Annotated in this window: 15 protein-coding genes; 8 read left to right on the top strand and 7 right to left on the bottom strand. The window is 35.1% G+C overall.

Going from position 1 to position 18,237, the window contains the following annotated elements; all coding sequences use genetic code 11:
- The gene (locus MTQ00_RS10905) at window positions 1–615 is read left to right on the top strand and encodes a response regulator transcription factor (protein WP_172279897.1); all 615 of its coding nucleotides are present in this window, start codon (window positions 1–3) and stop codon (window positions 613–615) included.
- Between the two features lie 51 nt (window positions 616–666).
- On the opposite strand, the gene MTQ00_RS10900 is transcribed toward MTQ00_RS10905, so the two are convergent.
- The 7 genes from MTQ00_RS10900 to MTQ00_RS10870 form a co-directional block, all read right to left on the bottom strand.
- On the bottom strand, window positions 667–3,708 hold the full coding sequence (locus tag MTQ00_RS10900; RefSeq protein ID WP_273648986.1) for a choice-of-anchor I family protein: 3,042 nt from the start codon (window positions 3,706–3,708) through the stop codon (window positions 667–669).
- 104 nt (window positions 3,709–3,812) lie between these two features.
- A complete protein-coding gene (locus MTQ00_RS10895; RefSeq protein WP_273648984.1) occupies window positions 3,813–3,974 on the bottom strand; it encodes a hypothetical protein in 162 nt (53 codons plus the stop codon).
- Window positions 3,971–4,630: an NAD-dependent epimerase/dehydratase family protein gene (locus MTQ00_RS10890; protein WP_273648983.1), complete on the bottom strand. Its 660-nt coding sequence runs from the start codon at window positions 4,628–4,630 to the stop codon at window positions 3,971–3,973. The genes MTQ00_RS10895 and MTQ00_RS10890 overlap by 4 nt, the downstream gene beginning before the upstream one ends.
- A 368-nt stretch (window positions 4,631–4,998) precedes the next feature.
- On the bottom strand, window positions 4,999–5,883 hold the full coding sequence (locus MTQ00_RS10885) for a Ppx/GppA phosphatase family protein (protein WP_172279889.1): 885 nt from the start codon (window positions 5,881–5,883) through the stop codon (window positions 4,999–5,001).
- Window positions 5,880–7,952, bottom strand: a complete 2,073-nt coding sequence (gene ppk1 / locus MTQ00_RS10880; RefSeq protein WP_172279887.1) for a polyphosphate kinase 1 — start codon at window positions 7,950–7,952, stop codon at window positions 5,880–5,882. The genes MTQ00_RS10885 and ppk1 overlap by 4 nt, the downstream gene beginning before the upstream one ends.
- A gap of 175 nt (window positions 7,953–8,127) precedes the next feature.
- Window positions 8,128–9,444, bottom strand: coding sequence for a hypothetical protein (locus MTQ00_RS10875; RefSeq protein ID WP_273648981.1), 1,317 nt, complete (start codon window positions 9,442–9,444; stop codon window positions 8,128–8,130).
- Between the two features lie 376 nt (window positions 9,445–9,820).
- Window positions 9,821–11,134 (bottom strand): hypothetical protein, encoded by a 1,314-nt coding sequence (locus MTQ00_RS10870; RefSeq protein ID WP_273648979.1) that lies wholly within the window; start codon window positions 11,132–11,134, stop codon window positions 9,821–9,823.
- Window positions 11,135–11,702: 568 nt separating this feature from the next.
- Here MTQ00_RS10870 and dnaK point away from each other — a divergent pair.
- From dnaK to MTQ00_RS10835, 7 genes are all read left to right on the top strand, one after another.
- Window positions 11,703–13,598, top strand: a complete 1,896-nt coding sequence (gene dnaK, locus MTQ00_RS10865; RefSeq protein WP_172279883.1) for a molecular chaperone DnaK — start codon at window positions 11,703–11,705, stop codon at window positions 13,596–13,598.
- A gap of 202 nt (window positions 13,599–13,800) precedes the next feature.
- A complete protein-coding gene (locus tag MTQ00_RS10860) occupies window positions 13,801–14,355 on the top strand; it encodes a helix-turn-helix domain-containing protein (RefSeq protein WP_273648976.1) in 555 nt (184 codons plus the stop codon).
- A gap of 4 nt (window positions 14,356–14,359) precedes the next feature.
- Window positions 14,360–15,649 carry a site-specific integrase gene (locus tag MTQ00_RS10855; RefSeq protein ID WP_273648974.1) on the top strand — a complete coding sequence of 430 codons (1,290 nt, stop codon included), beginning with the start codon at window positions 14,360–14,362 and terminating at the stop codon, window positions 15,647–15,649.
- A gap of 5 nt (window positions 15,650–15,654) precedes the next feature.
- Window positions 15,655–16,329: a hypothetical protein gene (locus MTQ00_RS10850; RefSeq protein ID WP_273648973.1), complete on the top strand. Its 675-nt coding sequence runs from the start codon at window positions 15,655–15,657 to the stop codon at window positions 16,327–16,329.
- A 104-nt stretch (window positions 16,330–16,433) separates the two neighbouring features.
- Entirely contained in the window at window positions 16,434–16,784 is a 351-nt protein-coding gene (locus MTQ00_RS10845) for a helix-turn-helix domain-containing protein (protein ID WP_273648971.1), read from the top strand.
- A 10-nt stretch (window positions 16,785–16,794) separates the two neighbouring features.
- Window positions 16,795–17,118 carry a DUF3853 family protein gene (locus tag MTQ00_RS10840; protein ID WP_273648969.1) on the top strand — a complete coding sequence of 108 codons (324 nt, stop codon included), beginning with the start codon at window positions 16,795–16,797 and terminating at the stop codon, window positions 17,116–17,118.
- Between the two features lie 26 nt (window positions 17,119–17,144).
- The gene (locus MTQ00_RS10835) at window positions 17,145–18,236 is read left to right on the top strand and encodes a hypothetical protein (RefSeq protein ID WP_273648967.1); all 1,092 of its coding nucleotides are present in this window, start codon (window positions 17,145–17,147) and stop codon (window positions 18,234–18,236) included.
- Window position 18,237 lies beyond the last annotated feature (1 nt).

Here is an 18,237-nt window from a genome sequence, read left to right as displayed (position 1 = left end):
ATGAAAAAAATACTCATTGCGGATGACCATTATATTGTGAGAACGGGTACTGCGCTGCTGTTGGAATCGAAACTTCAATATCCCTGTACAATAGATTTTGCTGAAAATTATATTGAGACCAAGGACAAAGTTTCTAAAGAACAATATGATCTGGTGATTCTGGATATTGATATGCCTGACAGCACTTCGAAAACAATGGTAAAGGAATTAAAAGGAAAACAGGAAGATCTTAAAATCATGATCTTTTCTACTTATGATGAAAGTGTAGGCATTCAATATATTGAAGAAGGGGCGGAAGGGTTTCTTAATAAGGGTGCTTCAGAATCTGAAATATTGAGAGGCATTACAGCGATCTTTGAAGAAGGGTATTATTACCCGTCAAAGATGGTTAATAAATTGTTGTCCCACTCTAAAGATGGGCGTACTGTAGAAAAGCTTTCTAAAAGGGAATTCCAGATATTTAAACTTCTGGCTGAAGGAAACGGGAATATAGAAATTGCCAACATTCTCGACCTTAAAATGTCTACGATCAGTACCTATAAAAAGAAAATTTTTGATAAGCTAAAAATTAAGAATGTCGTAGATCTTGTTCGGATCTATGATGATATGCATTAATATAAAAAGCTCAGGAAAATCCTGAGCTTTTTTATCAATCTAATGTATATTCTATTTTACGATAAACCGTTTCAGTATACCCTCTGAAGTTTTAATGAGGTACACACCTGTAGCAAGTGATGAAGTTTCAATAAGTAAAGAATTTTTCTCTTTTTTCAAAAGTTTTCCTGACATATCGTACAATTCATAACCTTGTGCGCGGTTGAAATATAGAGTATTTCCTTTTGTCACAGGATTAGGGAATACATTAAATGTGGCCTGCTCAGCTTTTACCTCACCCGTTCCTAATGTGGGAGGTGTTACTACTTCATACATCGATAAAGTTCCGCTGATTTCATTTGCAATAACTACATAGCCTTTGCCTGTTGCTGTATTTTGTGGAGCTATGTAAATAATTCCTTCGGGGCCGTTATCACCACCATATGCTGAAGTTGATCTCGAATTTTTGTAATCCGTAAAAGTTACATTATTTGGATCTGTAATATTATAAACCATTACACCACCGGTTCTTTCCAACGTGATGAAGGCAAAAGTCTGGCAGTTTATGGTTCCTAAAGCAACACCTTCTGGTTCCGGACCTTTGGCACGGCTCCTGCTTTTAACTGCATTACTTTCGTTATCTGCGTTAAAGATTAATGGATGGCTGTATGCAATATAACGTTCAAACTGATCTCCACTATCATATACAATCTGTTTTGTATCGGCATTGAAAATGGAAAAAGAACGTGCTCCCATTGCATTAATTTCTTCGTATTCGGCATCTCCGTCTGTATTGCCATTTACATTGGTTACCCTGAATCTTCCCAGGTTGTGAGAAGCTTTTAATATAGATGAATTAGGGAAATTTGTAGCATCTAAAGGATAGCCATTGGCTCCTACAGTTGTTCTTTCGCTGAACCCGGAAAGGTCTTTTTCATCACCTTCATTAGCTGTTACGATATAATTGGTATTACCTGCTTTATAGTTTTGTACAGCATCGGGAGTATAAAATGTTTTTACCGGCCAATTGGCAATCAGTACCTCTCCGTTATTATCCGAAGCATCAAAACCGTTTCCGGGTAAACTCATATCTTTTTTGCCTAATCCCCAAATACTCGTTATGGATTTCGTTACCAGATTTACTTCAGCAATCCCATTGTTTTCCTGAAGAGTAACCCATGCCTTTTGGCTGTCTGAGCTTACCGTTATATATTCCGGTTCCAGATCCTGGGCCAGCGTACTCGTTGCCTTTACTTTTCTTAATCCGGTTGCAAAAAGAGAAGATTCCTGGGTGTTGAAATTGGTGAAATTGAGTGTGGTAACCTGACTTTGGGTAAGATTGTTTATTCCTCCGGAAATGTCAATGATACTGATTGAGCCTTCAGGATCAACTGTGTAGGCGTCATTAGGTTCTCCTTCATTGGCTGTAATAACCTTTGTTCCATCCGGAGTAAAAGTAATCATATCAGGTAATGCACCTACAGTAATTAGTTTCAGGAAATTTCCGTTAATGTCAAAAAAGATGACAGATCCGTTTTGTTGTGGGTTTACATTTGGAGAAGAAGCTGCGATAATTCCGTTTTTAACCGCGATACTAGTGATTCCCCCATAAGAAGCCATATTTACCGTTTTGATAACCACAGGAGCCGTTGGAGTACTGAAATCAATAATATCAAAAACATCGGTAAGTGAACTGATCGTAAACAACCTTTGAGTGGCAGGATCATGAACAACAATTTCTGTCGAACTGTTGTTGTTTCCGGAAGGATCGAAGCTTCCAATATAGTTCAAATGAATTTGATTTGAAGGAACAGGTGCGGCCTTATCATTATCTACGATATAAATTGTGGCTGAATTATCTCCTGTAATAGTTGCACCTACCGGGTTTTCAAGGCTTACTACAAAATATTCTGCCTGCTGTTCTTCGAGTGTATCATCAATAATCGGAATATTTACAATATAGCTGGTAGTGGTTGGTGTAATAGTGATTGTTTGATTATTTAATGTAAAATCACTGCTGTTGGCTGTACTGAAAGGAGTCGGCTTTACAACAAGATTTACAGTAGAGGCGGAAGGATTATTAATATTGATCTTGAAACTTAGGTTACCTGCATTTTCGTTTACTTTGATGAAATTTTTATCGAGTGAAATAGTGGTACCTGCCGTAGTGAAAGTAGTAGAAGTAGCTGAAGTAATAGCATTATCACTAAAATCTTCAACGGTATTGGGTTTTAGTGATAAATAATATGTTTGATTAGGAAGTAGGGGAGTGCCAGGAATAATCGTGATTGTATTATTACTGAAAGTAGTTGTGAACGGTATCTGTGCGCCTGAAGCATTTGCCACCCTGAATTCAACAAGATTTTGTGCATTGGTATCAGTGATTGCAGCGTTATTAATATGTCTTACATTTTCATTAAACGAAATACTCGGATTTATTGTTGTGGATGCATTATTGGTATTATTAGCCGGAAGATACGTTACTGTAGGTGGAGTAGTATCTGTGGAACCGTTTGCTACAGCATCTACCGTAAAATTATCAAAACGATTATTTCCAGCATTTCCTCCCGATCCCGTAGCAAATTCAACTTTTAATTTAAAATTGGGGTTGTTGGAAACTCCTGCAATATTTGAAAAATCAAAAGTAACTAACTGAGGGACGTCATCCACCGGAGTAACGCTCTGGTAGGTAGTAAAAGTATTTCCGTCAAGGGAATATGACCAGATTTGTGTTCCTGCCCCTGAACCAGATCTTCTGGTTGTAAATTTTACCACTACATTATTATATCCGGTAGTAGGCAGGGAAAATTGAAGTCCACCACCAATAGGGTTGTTAAACCTTAAATGGGTTCCGGCAGGATCATTATTCCTGGCATTTAAATTATGGGTGTCGAAATTTTGACCTGATCCTCCTGCAAAATCAATAACACTTGTTCCCCCTGCAATAGCAGCAAGTGAAGAACCGTTTACCAGCGAGGATGTCGGAGTGGTAATAGAGGCTTGAGAAGCATTGTTATTGAAATTCCAGTAATGGATCAACGATTGTCCGAAAAGACCGCCTTGAAACAGGACAGCAATAGGCAGGAAGCCTCTAAAAAGATAGTTTTTCGTCATTTTTACTTTAAATTTTGATTAATGCAAAAATGAACTTTATACCTTGTAAATATTTTAATGCAATCTTAACAAATGATTAATAATAATGTAGGGGTCTATGCTTATTAGTTTCCAACCTGCTTTTGATTAATGGCTTTTTGCATCCATTGTTTTTCATTGGATGCTTTTTCAAGCGGATGTTTCTGGGTATACAGAAAACCTGAAATTGCTGTCAAAACCAGTAGGATAAAAATAACAAGGATAATTCTTTTTAACATTTCTCTCATATCGCAAGTTTTTTAATGTCTCGAATTTCTAAAACTGATGTTGGGTACCCCTTTTTTACTACATTGACCATAGCTCTTCCTACTTCATGCAATGTTAATGATTGAGACGGGAGTAAAACAGGAAAAAGCCATATAATAGGTTTGAAAAACCATTTGACATGAACCTGACCTTCTACGGGTTTCATAAATCCCGGACGAAAGTTATAGGCAGATCTGAATCCTAACTTCTTTAAAGAATTTTCGGTTCTTCCTTTTACTCTTGCCCACATTGTCTTTCCACTTTCTGTGCTGTCTGTATGGGCTCCGGAAACATAATTAAAAACCATTCCGGGGTTTTGCTTCAAAACAGCATTTGCAAAATGGAGAGTTGTATCATATGTTATTTTAGTATAATCTTCTTCATTCATTCCCACACTGCTGATCCCTGCACAGAAAAAACAGGCATCATAACCTTTCAGGTTTTCATCATTTTCAGTGATGCTTAGAAAATCTGGAACGATATACTCTTTTAATTTAGCATGCTTTTTTCCTGATGGTTTCCTGCTGACACTTAAAATTTCTGAAATACCGGGGTTTTCAAGACATTCCATCAGCACGCCTTCTCCTACCATTCCTGTGGCACCTGTTATTATTATTTTAATTGGGTTTGAACTCATGTTACTAAGATTATACTTTTATAACGATTTCGCACTTAAATTTACTTTAAAAAAAATTAACTTTTATAAAAAAAATTAAACATTTGCGTTTGATTAACTTTAAAATAAAAGGTAAATGTGCTCTCTTCCAAGAGGTTACCCATGTTTTCCGAATAATGAAATTTTCAAACATAACCATATTTTAAGTAAATTTTAATAAAAGAACATCGCGAAAATTCTTGTAAAAGGGTGCAGTGTCCTTGACCGATTGTTTTAAATTACCCCAAAAGACGGCCCAAGAAGGCAGATTTAATAAAAATTGGTTTTAAAAATAAAAAAGTCAGATGCGTAGTGGCAAATGACTTTTATTTTTATAATGTGCTATTCATTTATTTCTTTTCTTGTAGCTTACTGTAGATATTATGGATGAGCCCGTCCGCTACGGAAATCTTCGGAACAAAGATTCTGTTGATATCTGCCCATGCCATTACACTATTGAAAATCTTTAATGCGTGGGCCAGCACATCAGCTCTGTCTTCTCTCAGATTATGTTTTGTCATTCTTTCATCGACGCTGAGTTCATCAAATTCTTTATATACCTTTTTAAGATGAGCTAAAGACATTGGTTTTCCGTCTTTGGTTTTACTCATTGAAAACACTTTATTGATGTTTCCTCCAGATCCGATAGCAACAATCGGTTTCTTGCTCATTATATTTTTCTTGACCTCCTGCTTCATCTCATACCAGTTGTCCGGAGTAACAAGATTGTTGAGTAACCGGATGGTTCCAATATTGAAAGATTTTTCATACACCATTTTGTCATTTTCATAGAATGTAAGCTCAGTAGAACCACCGCCAACATCGATATATAAATAGGCGAAGTCTTTATCCAGACCTTCGGCCACATGATTTTCATACACCAGGGTAGCTTCTTCATCTCCTGATATAATTTCAATGTTGATGCCTGAAGTTTTTCTAACCTGTTCAATGATATCTTTTCCATTTACAGCATCGCGCATGGCACTTGTCGCACATGCCCTGTAGTGTTCCACTTTATAAATTTTCATCAGGTCACTGAAAATTTTCATTGAATCGATCACCATTTTTTCCCTTTCAGGTCCTATTTCTCCACGGGTAAAGACATCCATACCCAGTCTTAGAGGAATCCGTAAAAGATTAAGCTTTATAAATTCCGGGTGTTTGCCGTTATCTTTTACTTCATTGATTAAAAGTCTTGCTGCATTACTTCCTATATCTATTGCTGCGATCTTCATTTTGTACTCGTTTTAGCTTTTAAATATTTATAAGTTTCAATTTGAGAACGACATTCCTGCTTGTCATTTCTTACATATTCGTTACTCAGTTTTTTATCCAGAATCCTGGCCTTTACATTATCTCTCAATTGTATATCGAGGATGTCCTTCAGCTCTTTTTTCAGTTCTTTATCTGTTATTTTTACTGCCGCTTCAATTCTGTAATCAAGGTTTCTGGTCATCCAGTCTGCTGATGAAATATACATGTCTTCAGCCCCTTTGTTATAAAAATACATGACCCTGGCATGTTCCAGATATTCATCAACAATACTTATACCTTTTATTTTTTCTTTAAATTCTTTTTGATTGACAGCGCAATAAATTCCTCTCACAATTGTTTTTATAACCACTCCTGCTAAAGCCGCATCATATAGTTTTGTAATTAAAGCACGGTCACTTACCGAATTAGCTTTAACAATAATTTCTGCTCTTCTCCCTGCTTTTGCTTCTTCGATCTCTTTATCGATATGATGGACGATCTTTTCACGCATGAATTGTGGGCAGACCATTAAACTTTTACAGGTTTTCAGAACAGCAAGGTAATCTTCCTTAGGTTTTTTAAGGACGTTGAAAACTTTATTGATATCTGCCATAATTCCTCTGTCTGCAGTCATTAATAAATGATCTCCATAAATTCTGGCCGTTTTTTCATTGAAATTCCCTGTACTGATAAATCCGTACTGAATGGTTTTGTTGTGAGCTCTTTTCTTGATAACACAAAGCTTAGCATGAACTTTTTTATCCGGAATTCCAACTAAAACGGTAATACCTTCCGGCTCCAGCATTTCTTTCCATTCAAGATTGGATTCCTCATCGAACCGGGCCTGAAGTTCGAGCATTACCGTAACCTCTTTTCCATTTCGTGCAGCATAGATCAATGCATTGATAATTTTCGAACTGCTTGCCAGTCTGTAAGCTGTAATCTGTATTGATTTTACATCAGGATCCATTGCCGCCTCACGAAGAAGATCAATAACCGGATTATATTTATGGTATGGAAAAGTGAGCAACACATCATTTTTCATGATCACATCAGTTACCCTTTCGCCATGTTCAAAAGCCTGATGGCTAAAAGAAGTTCTTTCCACAGGTCTGGCATAAGCTTCAAAAACATCCGGAAAATCCATGAAATGCTTAAAGTTATGAATTTTTCCACCGGGAATAATGCTGTCTTTTTTAGTGAGATTGAGCTTACGGATTAATAATTCCAGTAAAGCTTTATCCATATCTTTATCGAAAACGAATCTTGTAGGCTTTCCTTTTCTTCTGTTCTTAAGCCCTTTTTCTATTTTTTCTGCAAAATTGGTTTTGATGTCATTATCAAGATCCATTTCAGCATCCTTAGTTACTTTAAATGCATTTGCAGCAAATTCGTCATATCCAAAATAAGAAAAAATATGAGGAAGGTTGAAAGTGATCACATCCTCCAGTAACATTACATTTTTTTCCTTCGGATCTTCAGTAGGGAGCAAAACAAACCTTCCTACAAAGCGTGACGGTATTTCGATGATAGCATAATTACTCTGGTATTGCCAGTCTTTTTTTCTCATGGCAACACCCAGATAAAGACTTTTATCTCTTAAGTATGGCATTGATGTATTTTCATGAAGAAGAATAGGAATGACATTGGATTCTACCACTTCATCAAAATATTTTCTGACAAATTCTTTCTGGAGTACGGTTAAGTTTTTAGCATTCTTGATGAAAATATTCTGATCAGCCATTTCATTCTGGATTTTTTTCCAGGTTTTATCAAAATTTTGCTGTTGTCTGATCACAATTTCATTGATCCTTTGTAAAATTTTCGAAGGTGGCTGGTAGAAGGACTCCGCAATTACTTTCTCCTTAAAATCCATGGCTCGCTTTAATCCGGCAACACGTACTCTGAAAAATTCGTCAAGATTATTGGAAAAAATTCCCAGAAAACGTATTCTTAAATGCAATGGAACATTTTCGTCCATTGCCTCCTGTAAAACCCTTTCATTAAAAGCCAGCCAGGTAATATCCCTCGGATTAAAGTGTATTGACATATTTGTGTGTAAAATTTATCAAAAATAAGGATTAATACATATTGAAAGTGATAAACAAGATTAAACTTTGATTAAGAATGTAATTGTTTTGATCCCTGAGAATATCACATATTTTACTGTAAATAAAAAAGCTGCTTTTACAGCAGCCTTCTATAAAATTATATGTAATAGCAAATTAATGACTCAATACATATTTGATAGCCTTATCAAATATATTACAAAACAAAATGGATTTGCTGTTATCGGAGCAACTTGAGGATCCCTGATAAAAACCATCATCTGATTGGTAATTGATGTACCAGTTAATATCCGAAACAACGATTAAGTTATCAGCAATGATAGAATTAACAGTTCCATCCATATTTTTCATAAAAGGAGTGGAATTGGATGTGTAATTCGTCATTTTTCCGACGGCTAATGTCATATTTATTTGTGTACCGGCTGGTAGCGTACCAAATGCACCTTTATCAGGTCCCACTGTTGTTGATACAATAGAACCAGAATAATTACCATAATTAAAGTAGTCAAATGTCTGTCCTGAAAAGACGGATTTTCCCGGAAAAACCGAACCATTATAATTATCGTTACCAATAAAAAAGAATTTTTTCTTTTCATTGATTTTTTGTTCCAGAGCATTCCTCATTTCCGCATTGATATTTCCGTTGGTTATATAACTGATCCAGATGATATCAGCATTATCAATAGCTGTTTGCAGTCCCTGTGCAGTCCCTGTACTAACATCAAAGGTACTATACGTGAATCCAGATATTTTTACAGTTCCGGACGGTCCGAAGTGGGATGAATTATTGAGTTTAGACCTGGCAACACTTGTATAGGGATCATTTGATAAGTTTGTAGACCAGGCATCAGGAACCAGCGATAGTATTTTTATGGTGCGGATCTGCTGCTCAACCTTGACCGTGAATGTGCATGTTTTCCCTAAAAAATTGATTATGAATGTTGCTGTTCCGGATGTAGTTGGTGTTCCAAAAATATTTAAAGTAATGCTTCCGTTACCATTATTTAATGTTCCGGCCGGAGCGGTAGCGGTAAGTCCTGTAACTCCTGTTGATGCGACGTTTATAGCATCATAAGCCTTTCCATTTCCGTTCGTATAGTTGATTACTTTCATACCATTACTAAGTGTCCCTTGATTATAAGTTCCAGTCAAAGAACCATTGCATTCCAGATTGTCTATTTTACCTGCTATGTTGTTGTTATCACTAAGGCAATTGGACCATCCTGTAGATTTATGCACCTTAACACAGTCCTCAGTAGAATCATACATCATTGTTCCAACAGCAATATTTCCTCCTTGAGGATTGATTATTTTTGTTGTGCTGGTGTTGGTTGGTAGTACAAACCCAAATTCGTTAGTCGTCGGCTTATTGATGTCCAGTGCACCTCTTGGAGTTGTTGTCCCTATACCTACTTGGGAATAAATTGTTTTAAATGCTAAAAGCATTGAAAGTAGAAAAAAATTTCTTTTCATATTTGTATTTATTTATGTTTATAATGAAATATATTCTTACCGGTTATGGTCTAAATTGTTGATATTGATCTTTTTAAATTAGGTGAACCCGATAATATGAATATGGTTTATCAGTGCCCTAAAGAAAAATAGGGTATGAATAATTTTTTATAAAATAAGAAATTTCATTGGTTTTCATCTTGAATGTTTGTGTTGGGTACTCCTATTATCAATATATGTGCCAAAATCCAAATATCATTTTCTTATACGTATGTAGAAACTAGAATGCGATTTTGTATACGACAACTGTTTTTACCATTTGTATTGTGAGAATATGCTGAAAAAGGTTGCCACAATGGGCAACCTTTTTAAAGTCTGGAGATATTTTAAATGTTATTTAATGAGTTAAGACGTACTGTACTGCCTTTTCAAAAATATTACAGAATAATATAGAGTTGTTGTTGTCTGAGCAGCTGCTTGAGCTTCCATAAAAACCGTCTGCTCTTTCATAGTTTGTATACCAATTAATATCTGATACAATTACCAAATTATCACTGCTTACTGCATTAGTTGTTCCATCTGTATTCCGTATAAATGCGGTAGATCCGGAAGGGTAATTCGTTACTTTACCAATAGCTCTGTACATTTTTATAGGAGCTCCGTCGGATAGGTTCCCGAAAATTCCTTTATCAGGTCCGTTTGTCGTTGATATGATATTATTCGAAATGGTTCCGAATCTGAAATAATCAAACGTGTGCCCTGCAAAACTGGTTTTACCCGGAAAATATCCTCCGTTGTAATTATCGTTACCAATAAAGAAGAATTTCTTTTTTTCTCTGATTTTTTTGTCCAGCATTTGTCTTTTTTCCGGAGTAAAATAGCTATTGCTTATGTAGCCTATCCAAATAATATCTGCATTGTCTATTGCATATTCCAGCTCCTGGGCACTGTTAGAGTATATATTAAAGGTGTCGTAGGTAAATCCTGTTACTTTAACTTTTCCTGAAGGGCCAAAGTTAGAAGAATTATTTAATTTGGATCTTGCAATATTTGTATATCTGCCATTGGATAAATTGGAATTCCAGGCATCAGGAATAATTGATAATATTTTTACGTTTCTTACTTGTGGTTGGCCGATATTGATTATAAAAGTACAGGTTTGTCCTGCTATATTTATGGTAAAATTAGCTGTACCACTTCCGGATGGCGTTCCTGAAATATTTAAAGTGATTGACCCGTTTCCATTGGCTAAAGCCCCTACGGGTGCCGAAGCTGTAAGGCCTGTAACTCCTGTTGAAGCTACAGATATTGCGTTATAACTTTGTCCGCTTGCTCCTGTGTAATTAATGGTTTTAGTTCCACTGCTAGGTATAGACTGCGTATAAGTTCCTGTTAGTGTTCCACTACTACAATCCAAAACAAAGCCTTGATTAATGCCTTCACCCAGACACTGAGACCATCCTTTAGATTTATAAACTTTTATACAATCCTCTGTTGAATCATACATAATTGTTCCGATTGCTACCTCTCCACCCAAAGGATTAGATATTTTAGAAGTACTTGAATTTGTAGGTAATACCAATCCATGATCATTGGTTGTAGGTTTATTGATATCAAGAGCTCCTCTTGCGTTAGGTGTTCCGATCCCTATTTGTGCAGATGTTATTTCAAACAACAAAATTGAGGATAAAAATAGCATTTTTGTTTTCATATGTGTTTATTTATATGTTATTGTACATTATGTATTGAAGGCTTTTTATAAATAATAATACCCGGCCAGGAGCAAAAGCTGCTAGCTTATATAGTTACTGTTAAAGAATTTAAGAATGGATATAGCAACAAAACACAACTGGAAGACATGGATGTGTTATCTAAAACAGATGTGAAATATCCGTATTCAGTATCTTTTAGACAATAAGTTGAATTGGGAGTGTTATATAGTATTAGAATTTAGGGTAGGCTCATACCATAACAGGAAGTAGTTAATTTCATTTTTCATCGTGTGTGTTTGTGTAAATAGAATATTGGACAAATCCAAGCAATTAATATGCCAGAATGGTCATGCTGGTTAGCTCAATATGGCAAAAAAGTCTTAAACCAGATTATTCATAAATTGTTGATATATAAAGGAATATTTTTGAGTGCTGACTTATGCGATGGCCGGCTGCGTCCATGTTCTCTGATGATGTATGTCAATTTGTCATATATATTTGAATGGTACGAATATTGAGAAATGTACAGTGTAAATCAAATTAAAAATTAGAAAAATAAAAAATATTATGAGTAAAATAATTGGAATTGACTTAGGAACGACCAACTCTTGTGTTGCTGTAATGGAGGGTAAAGACCCTGTTGTTATCCCTAATGCGGAAGGAAAAAGAACAACTCCTTCTATCGTAGCGTTTACAGAAGATGGTGAAAGAAAAGTAGGTGATCCTGCAAAAAGACAGGCTGTAACGAATCCAAAGAAAACTGTATACTCTATTAAAAGATTTATCGGGACTCATTTTAAAGAAGATGCTAAAGAAATCTCAAGAGTACCTTACGAAGTTGTATCCGGACCAAATGATACTGTAAAAGTAAAAATCGACGACAGAGAATATACACCACAGGAAATTTCTGCAATGATTCTTCAGAAAATGAAGAAAACGGCTGAAGATTATCTTGGACAAGAAGTAACAAGAGCGGTAATTACTGTTCCTGCATACTTCAATGATGCACAAAGACAAGCTACTAAGGAAGCGGGTGAAATCGCAGGTTTAAAAGTAGAAAGAATTATCAATGAGCCTACTGCTGCAGCTTTAGCGTACGGTCTTGATAAAAATCACAAAGATCAGAAGATCGCGGTATATGACCTTGGAGGTGGTACTTTCGATATTTCTATCCTTGATTTAGGAGATGGTGTATTCGAAGTATTGTCTACAAACGGTGATACACACTTAGGAGGTGATGATTTCGATGATGTGATCATCAACTGGATGGCTGATGAATTCAAAGCTGAAGAGGGTGTAGATTTGAAAGCAGATGCTATTGCTCTTCAAAGATTGAAAGAAGCTGCAGAAAAAGCAAAAATCGAATTATCTTCTTCTCCACAAACTGAAATCAACTTGCCATATATTACAGCTACAGCTACAGGTCCTAAACACTTAGTGAAGACTTTAACTAAAGCTAAATTCGAGCAGTTATCTGCTGATCTTGTAAGAAGATCTATGGAGCCGGTTGCTAAGGCATTAAAAGATGCAGGTTTATCAACTTCTGATATCGACGAAGTAATCCTGGTAGGTGGTTCTACAAGAATCCCGATCATTCAGGAAGAAGTGGAAAAATTCTTTGGTAAGAAACCATCTAAAGGAGTTAACCCGGATGAGGTTGTAGCTATTGGTGCAGCTATCCAAGGTGGTGTATTAACAGGTGATGTAAAAGATGTATTACTTCTTGACGTTACTCCACTTTCTTTAGGTATTGAAACAATGGGTTCTGTATTCACTAAATTAATTGAAGCGAACACTACGATCCCAACGAAAAAATCTGAAGTATTCTCTACAGCTTCTGATAACCAGCCAGCTGTAAGCATCAGAGTAGGACAAGGTGAAAGACCAATGTTCAATGACAATAAAGAAATCGGTAGATTTGATCTTACAGATATTCCACCTGCACCAAGAGGAGTTCCTCAAATCGAAGTTACTTTCGATATTGATGCCAACGGTATCTTAAGTGTATCTGCTAAAGATAAAGGTACAGGTAAAGAGCAGTCTATCAAAATCCAGGCTTCTTCAGGTCTTTCTGACGAAGAAATCGAAAGAATGAAAAAAGAAGCTCAGGAAAATTCTGCAGCGGATGCGAAAAGAAAAGAAGAAGTTGAGATCTTCAATAAAGCAGACGGATTGATCTTCCAGACTGAAAAGCAATTGAAAGAGTTTGGGGATAAATTATCTGCAGATAAAAAAGCAGCCATAGAAGCTGCAGCAGCAGAACTGAAAACAGCATTTGAAGCTAAAAATTCTGACGATGTAAAAGCTAAAACTGAAGCTTTGGATGCAGCTTGGATGGCAGCTTCAGAAGAAATGTATGCAGCAGGACAACAAGCTCAGGGTGCTGATGCAGGAGCTCAGAATCCTGGCGGAAATGCAGGAGGTGATGATGTACAGGATGCAGACTTCGAAGAAGTCAAGTAGATATTGATTAGTATCAATTAACAAAACATAGAAAATCCCCACAGACAGAGGCCTGTGGGGATTTTTATTTTTTTTGATGTTTCTCATTTTATGTTTTTTTAATCGTTTTTAATTAGACATTTGTACCATATTTGTACCGGAACTTAAGATGCGAAGAAGTGGAACTTAAGAAATTTTTTATATCTTTAGTTTTTCTAAAACTATGATTAAAAGAGTTAAGAGAGAATGTCCACATTGTTCAGAGTTGTTTACACCAAAAACTGTTACTTCGGTATATTGTACAGAACAGTGTTCCAAGAGGGCATATCAAAAAAGAAAAACCGAAGAGAAGAAGGAATTAAGAAGGCAATCTTTGATTGCAAAGATTCCAGCTGATAAAACATTTATTACCGTTCCTGAAGCAATATTAATTTTTGATATTGCAAAAACAACTGTTTACAGACTAATTAAAAATAAAAGTGTTCCTTCTGTTAATGAAGGTTCTCGTTTAATAAGAGTTGATAGACAAGCTTTGGAAAAACTCTTTCCTTTATCTACAAAATCTAAAACTGAAAGAATCGACGCAAATCCTTTTGTGTATGATCTTGCAAAAGAGAATTGCTATACTATAGGAGAAATTGCCCAGAAATTTCAGCTACACGATACCAGTGTTTATAAACATATTCGAAAGTATTCAATTCCAACTCGACAAATAGGTAACTATGTGTATGCTCCTAAAAGTGAAATTGATAAACTGTATAACGGAATTATAAATTAATCGTATGAAAATACTTTCAAAGACCCAAGTAACAGTTCGACTGCGAAAAGTAGAGGATCGAAACGAATGGTATGTTTATTTGGAGAGTTATCCAATATTTGTAGCTGGAAAAGATGAGCCTCAGCGAAGCAGGGAGTATTTAAATAGAATTGTACGAACCGTAGAATGGGATAAGAAAAGAACAAGTCGTACGAACACAAAGAATGGTGTAAAATCATTTAAACCGAAGCGCGATGATAATGGTGTAATTATTTGCAAGAGTGAGCTAGACAGTGAAACGATGTTGTACGCAGATGGGATTCGTAAACTTCGCCAAAAAGAATATGATAATATAGACTTATATAGTGAAAGCGATGCTGTAAAAGCAGAATTACAAGAAAAACAAAAAGAAAAATTTGTAGACTACTGTAATCGATTATTAAAGAAAAGGCACGGATCAGTTAATAGTTCAGATTCCATCAGAACTAATTGGAAATGTCTAATTGAGTTTCTTATTGAATTCGGTGGAGAAAATCTTCCATTTTCCAAAATCAATCTGAGTTTTGCTGAAGATTTTAAATTATACCTTTTATCAGCTCCCTACAGAGGGACTAAGAAGGGTATTCTTTCTAAAAATTCTGCTTCAACCTATTTTTCAATTTTTAAAGCTATTGTTACACAGGCTTTTATTGATGGATATTTTGCTATAGACTTATCTGCTAAGTTTAAAGGTATTGGAGGGCAGGAGTCCTTCCGTGAACACCTTTCGCTGGAAGAGCTTAATCTTTTAGTAAATACTCCTTGTGAAAATGATGAGCTGAGAAGAGCTTCATTGTTCTCTGCTCTTACAGGTTTGCGACATTGTGATATTAAGAGGCTCAAGTGGAAGGAACTTGATGTTCAATCCAATCGAATCAAAATCCAATTTAGACAGAAGAAAACTAAAGGTGTAGAGTATACACCTATTTCAGAGCAAGCAATTCAATTGTGTGGAACTCCTAGATTGCCTGAGCAATTGGTATTTGAGAATTTGCAGGATAGCTCCTGGATTTCAAGACCTCTTGAAAAATGGATTCAAGCAGCTGGAATTAAAAAACATATAACTTTTCATTGCTTTAGACATACGTTTGCAACGTTACAATTGACATTAGGCACAGATATTTATACTGTTAGTAAGATGCTTGGTCACAGTAAAGTTACTACCACTCAAATTTACACCAAAGTCGTTGACGAGCTCAAAAATAGGGCTGCAGGCGCAATAAAATTAAATGAAAGTGCTATAACACAAACTCAGGAAATTATCCAAACAAACTAATAATAATGAAAGTTAAACATTTCGAATCAATCTGTATGTACTTACCAATAATGGTGGTTTGCATCCTTTTAGGCACTCTGGTGAGAATCAGCTTTATAAGTAAAGGAGCAGACAGTTTTACAGCAAATATATTTTTTATAGTTGTAATTTTTGTTGGAGTTGTCATCTATGCTGGTTTAAATCTTTTTCTACATACTGTCTATGATATTGTCAAACGAATAATTACAAATAGGAGACAGCCAGCTTTGGTTAATGAAGTAATTACTTTAAAACCATTTATAGCCGATTTTAAAGAACAAGTGAAGGCGAATGAAATGATAAAATTAAATGATCGGTTAGAAAATGCGTTGAAATATACCAGAGAACAATTTACTCTTTATACTTCTGAAGAAGATTTATATTCTCTTTGTGAATATATAACCATCTACTCAAAAAAAGAAAGGATAGGAGGGGATATAAAGCCTGTAAAAGTACATACACTTTCTAACACTGATTTGTATCATTTTGGCTGGAATATTTGGAGACATTTTGATAAAAGAAAACAGGATGAAATTGCAATATTTTTAAAAACTGTTTTTGCTAACTCTTTTAAAGATGTTGAGACTAATTCTATCAAAAGCCATCTGAAGGATGACGAAAGTAGAGGAATTATTAAGCTCTGTTCAGATATAGCCGATTAATACCGATAATTAAGATTACTGTGTTTTAAGTGTTTTCGCTGTGTTTTATTAACACAGTGAAAACACTTTTTTCATTTGCACCATAATGATCAAAATCAATTATTATGGATCAACAAGATATTTCATTTGAGAATTTACCTAAAGCAGTTGCTTTTTTAATTAGAGAACTTGCTGAAATCAAAGTGTTGGTGACTAAGGATGAAGTTGCCATCGTACCTAAAAAAGTCCCCATAGGAATTTCGGAAGTCTCTATTCTTATTGGGAAAGCAAAGCCAACAATCTATACTCTTGTTAGAGAAAGAAAAATTCCCTGCTATAAAAACGGAAAGAAACTTTATTTTTTCGAGGAAGAAATCTTAAACTGGATTTCAAATGGAAAGAAAAAAACGTTGCAGGAAATCAGTGAAGAATCTGCAGCTTATTGCATAAATAATAGTAGAAAAAAGCACAATTAATCTCTTAAAAATGAGCACGCAAGAAATAAAAATATTGAAAAGAAAGTTGATTTGGCAGATGACAGGTGATGAATTGATAACCTTGCTTAAGTATGAGAACATTTACACTGTCAATCGTACAAAGAGCAGTGGAATAGCAAATAAAATTTTTGATGAAAAGTATGTGTATGGTCTTAAAGGCATAGCCAAGTTGTTAGGTTGTAGTGTTTCATCAGCTATGAGACTTAAGAAAAGTGGTAAAATTAATGAAGCAATTATTCAGGACGGACGCAAGATAATTGTTGATGTTCAAAAAACCTTTGTTCTTCTTAATCAGGAGCAATCAGATACTTAGCGGAAATTCATAACCACGCTTGTACAATGTTAAACAAAGAAACAAACCTCAAAATTGTACGTAAGGAATTTTCAAGTGAAAGAATTCCTGAAAGCATTCGACTGGGTAATAATTTTGTCGACGATTTTATTTTTGACGAAAATAATCAAGCTGCTGATATTCCAATTAACGCCTTAAGAGTAATCTTTAATATTATTTCTATTATTAGCAATGAGCAATTTCGACCGGAAGATCGTCCTGTGCAACTTTCATTATTTGATGAGGAATTTGAGACCGAAAATAATACTTATGCCCTGATGAAAATAAAGAATAGTAAAATATCTCCAAGTGGTTCAACAAAGCAAGTGGTTAGTGCCTACGAATTTCTAGCTAAATTTAAAATGGGGTGGTATAGATCTTTGAATAAAAAAGGAAGAGAAATAAAAACTTTTGCTGGTCTTATCTCTACACCTACTTATGATGAAAGAGGATATACTTCTTTTCTGATTAGTAGTTATTGGTTGAAAAAATTAATAGTAATTCCTGAATACAATTATATGCTATACCACCTTGTGTATAATATTAAAAACAACAAGCATATCATCTTTGCAATGTGGCTTGCAAAACTTCCTCATACAGGTACGGCGCTAAAGCTTTCAACATTTAACAATAAGTTTGATTTAAATTATAGAACAGCAAATGATTTTTGTTTTAAATTTTTAAAGCCGGTTAAATCAAATCTTGACAGTTATAGCACCCTGTCTTTTAACTTTAAATACAATGGAGACAGTATTGCAATACAACCGTATTCAACAAGTTCAATACCTACGGACAAACTGATAATTGATCAAGAACATCTATACATAACATATCGAATTAATTATTTCAAGAAAAGATACCATTTGCAAGATCAGGAAATGCAACAATTTGCGTATCAGTATCGCAATTTGGTTCAGACAAGAGATCTTATCGAAAAATCTTATAACTATTTTATCAAAGGTAACCGAAAACTGAAACGAAAGTCATCTGATTTTAAAGGAAAATTTTTTTTAAAAGAAATTCAGGACATAATGATAGACCTATACAGAACAACTAGAATGGGCAAATTATTACCAGAAGGTTACCCGGTTATAATATGAC

The sequence above is a fragment of the Chryseobacterium sp. B21-037 genome (assembly GCF_028570785.1).
Lineage (GTDB): Bacteria > Bacteroidota > Bacteroidia > Flavobacteriales > Weeksellaceae > Chryseobacterium > Chryseobacterium proteolyticum.
This window is presented reverse-complemented; position numbering and strand designations above follow the sequence as displayed.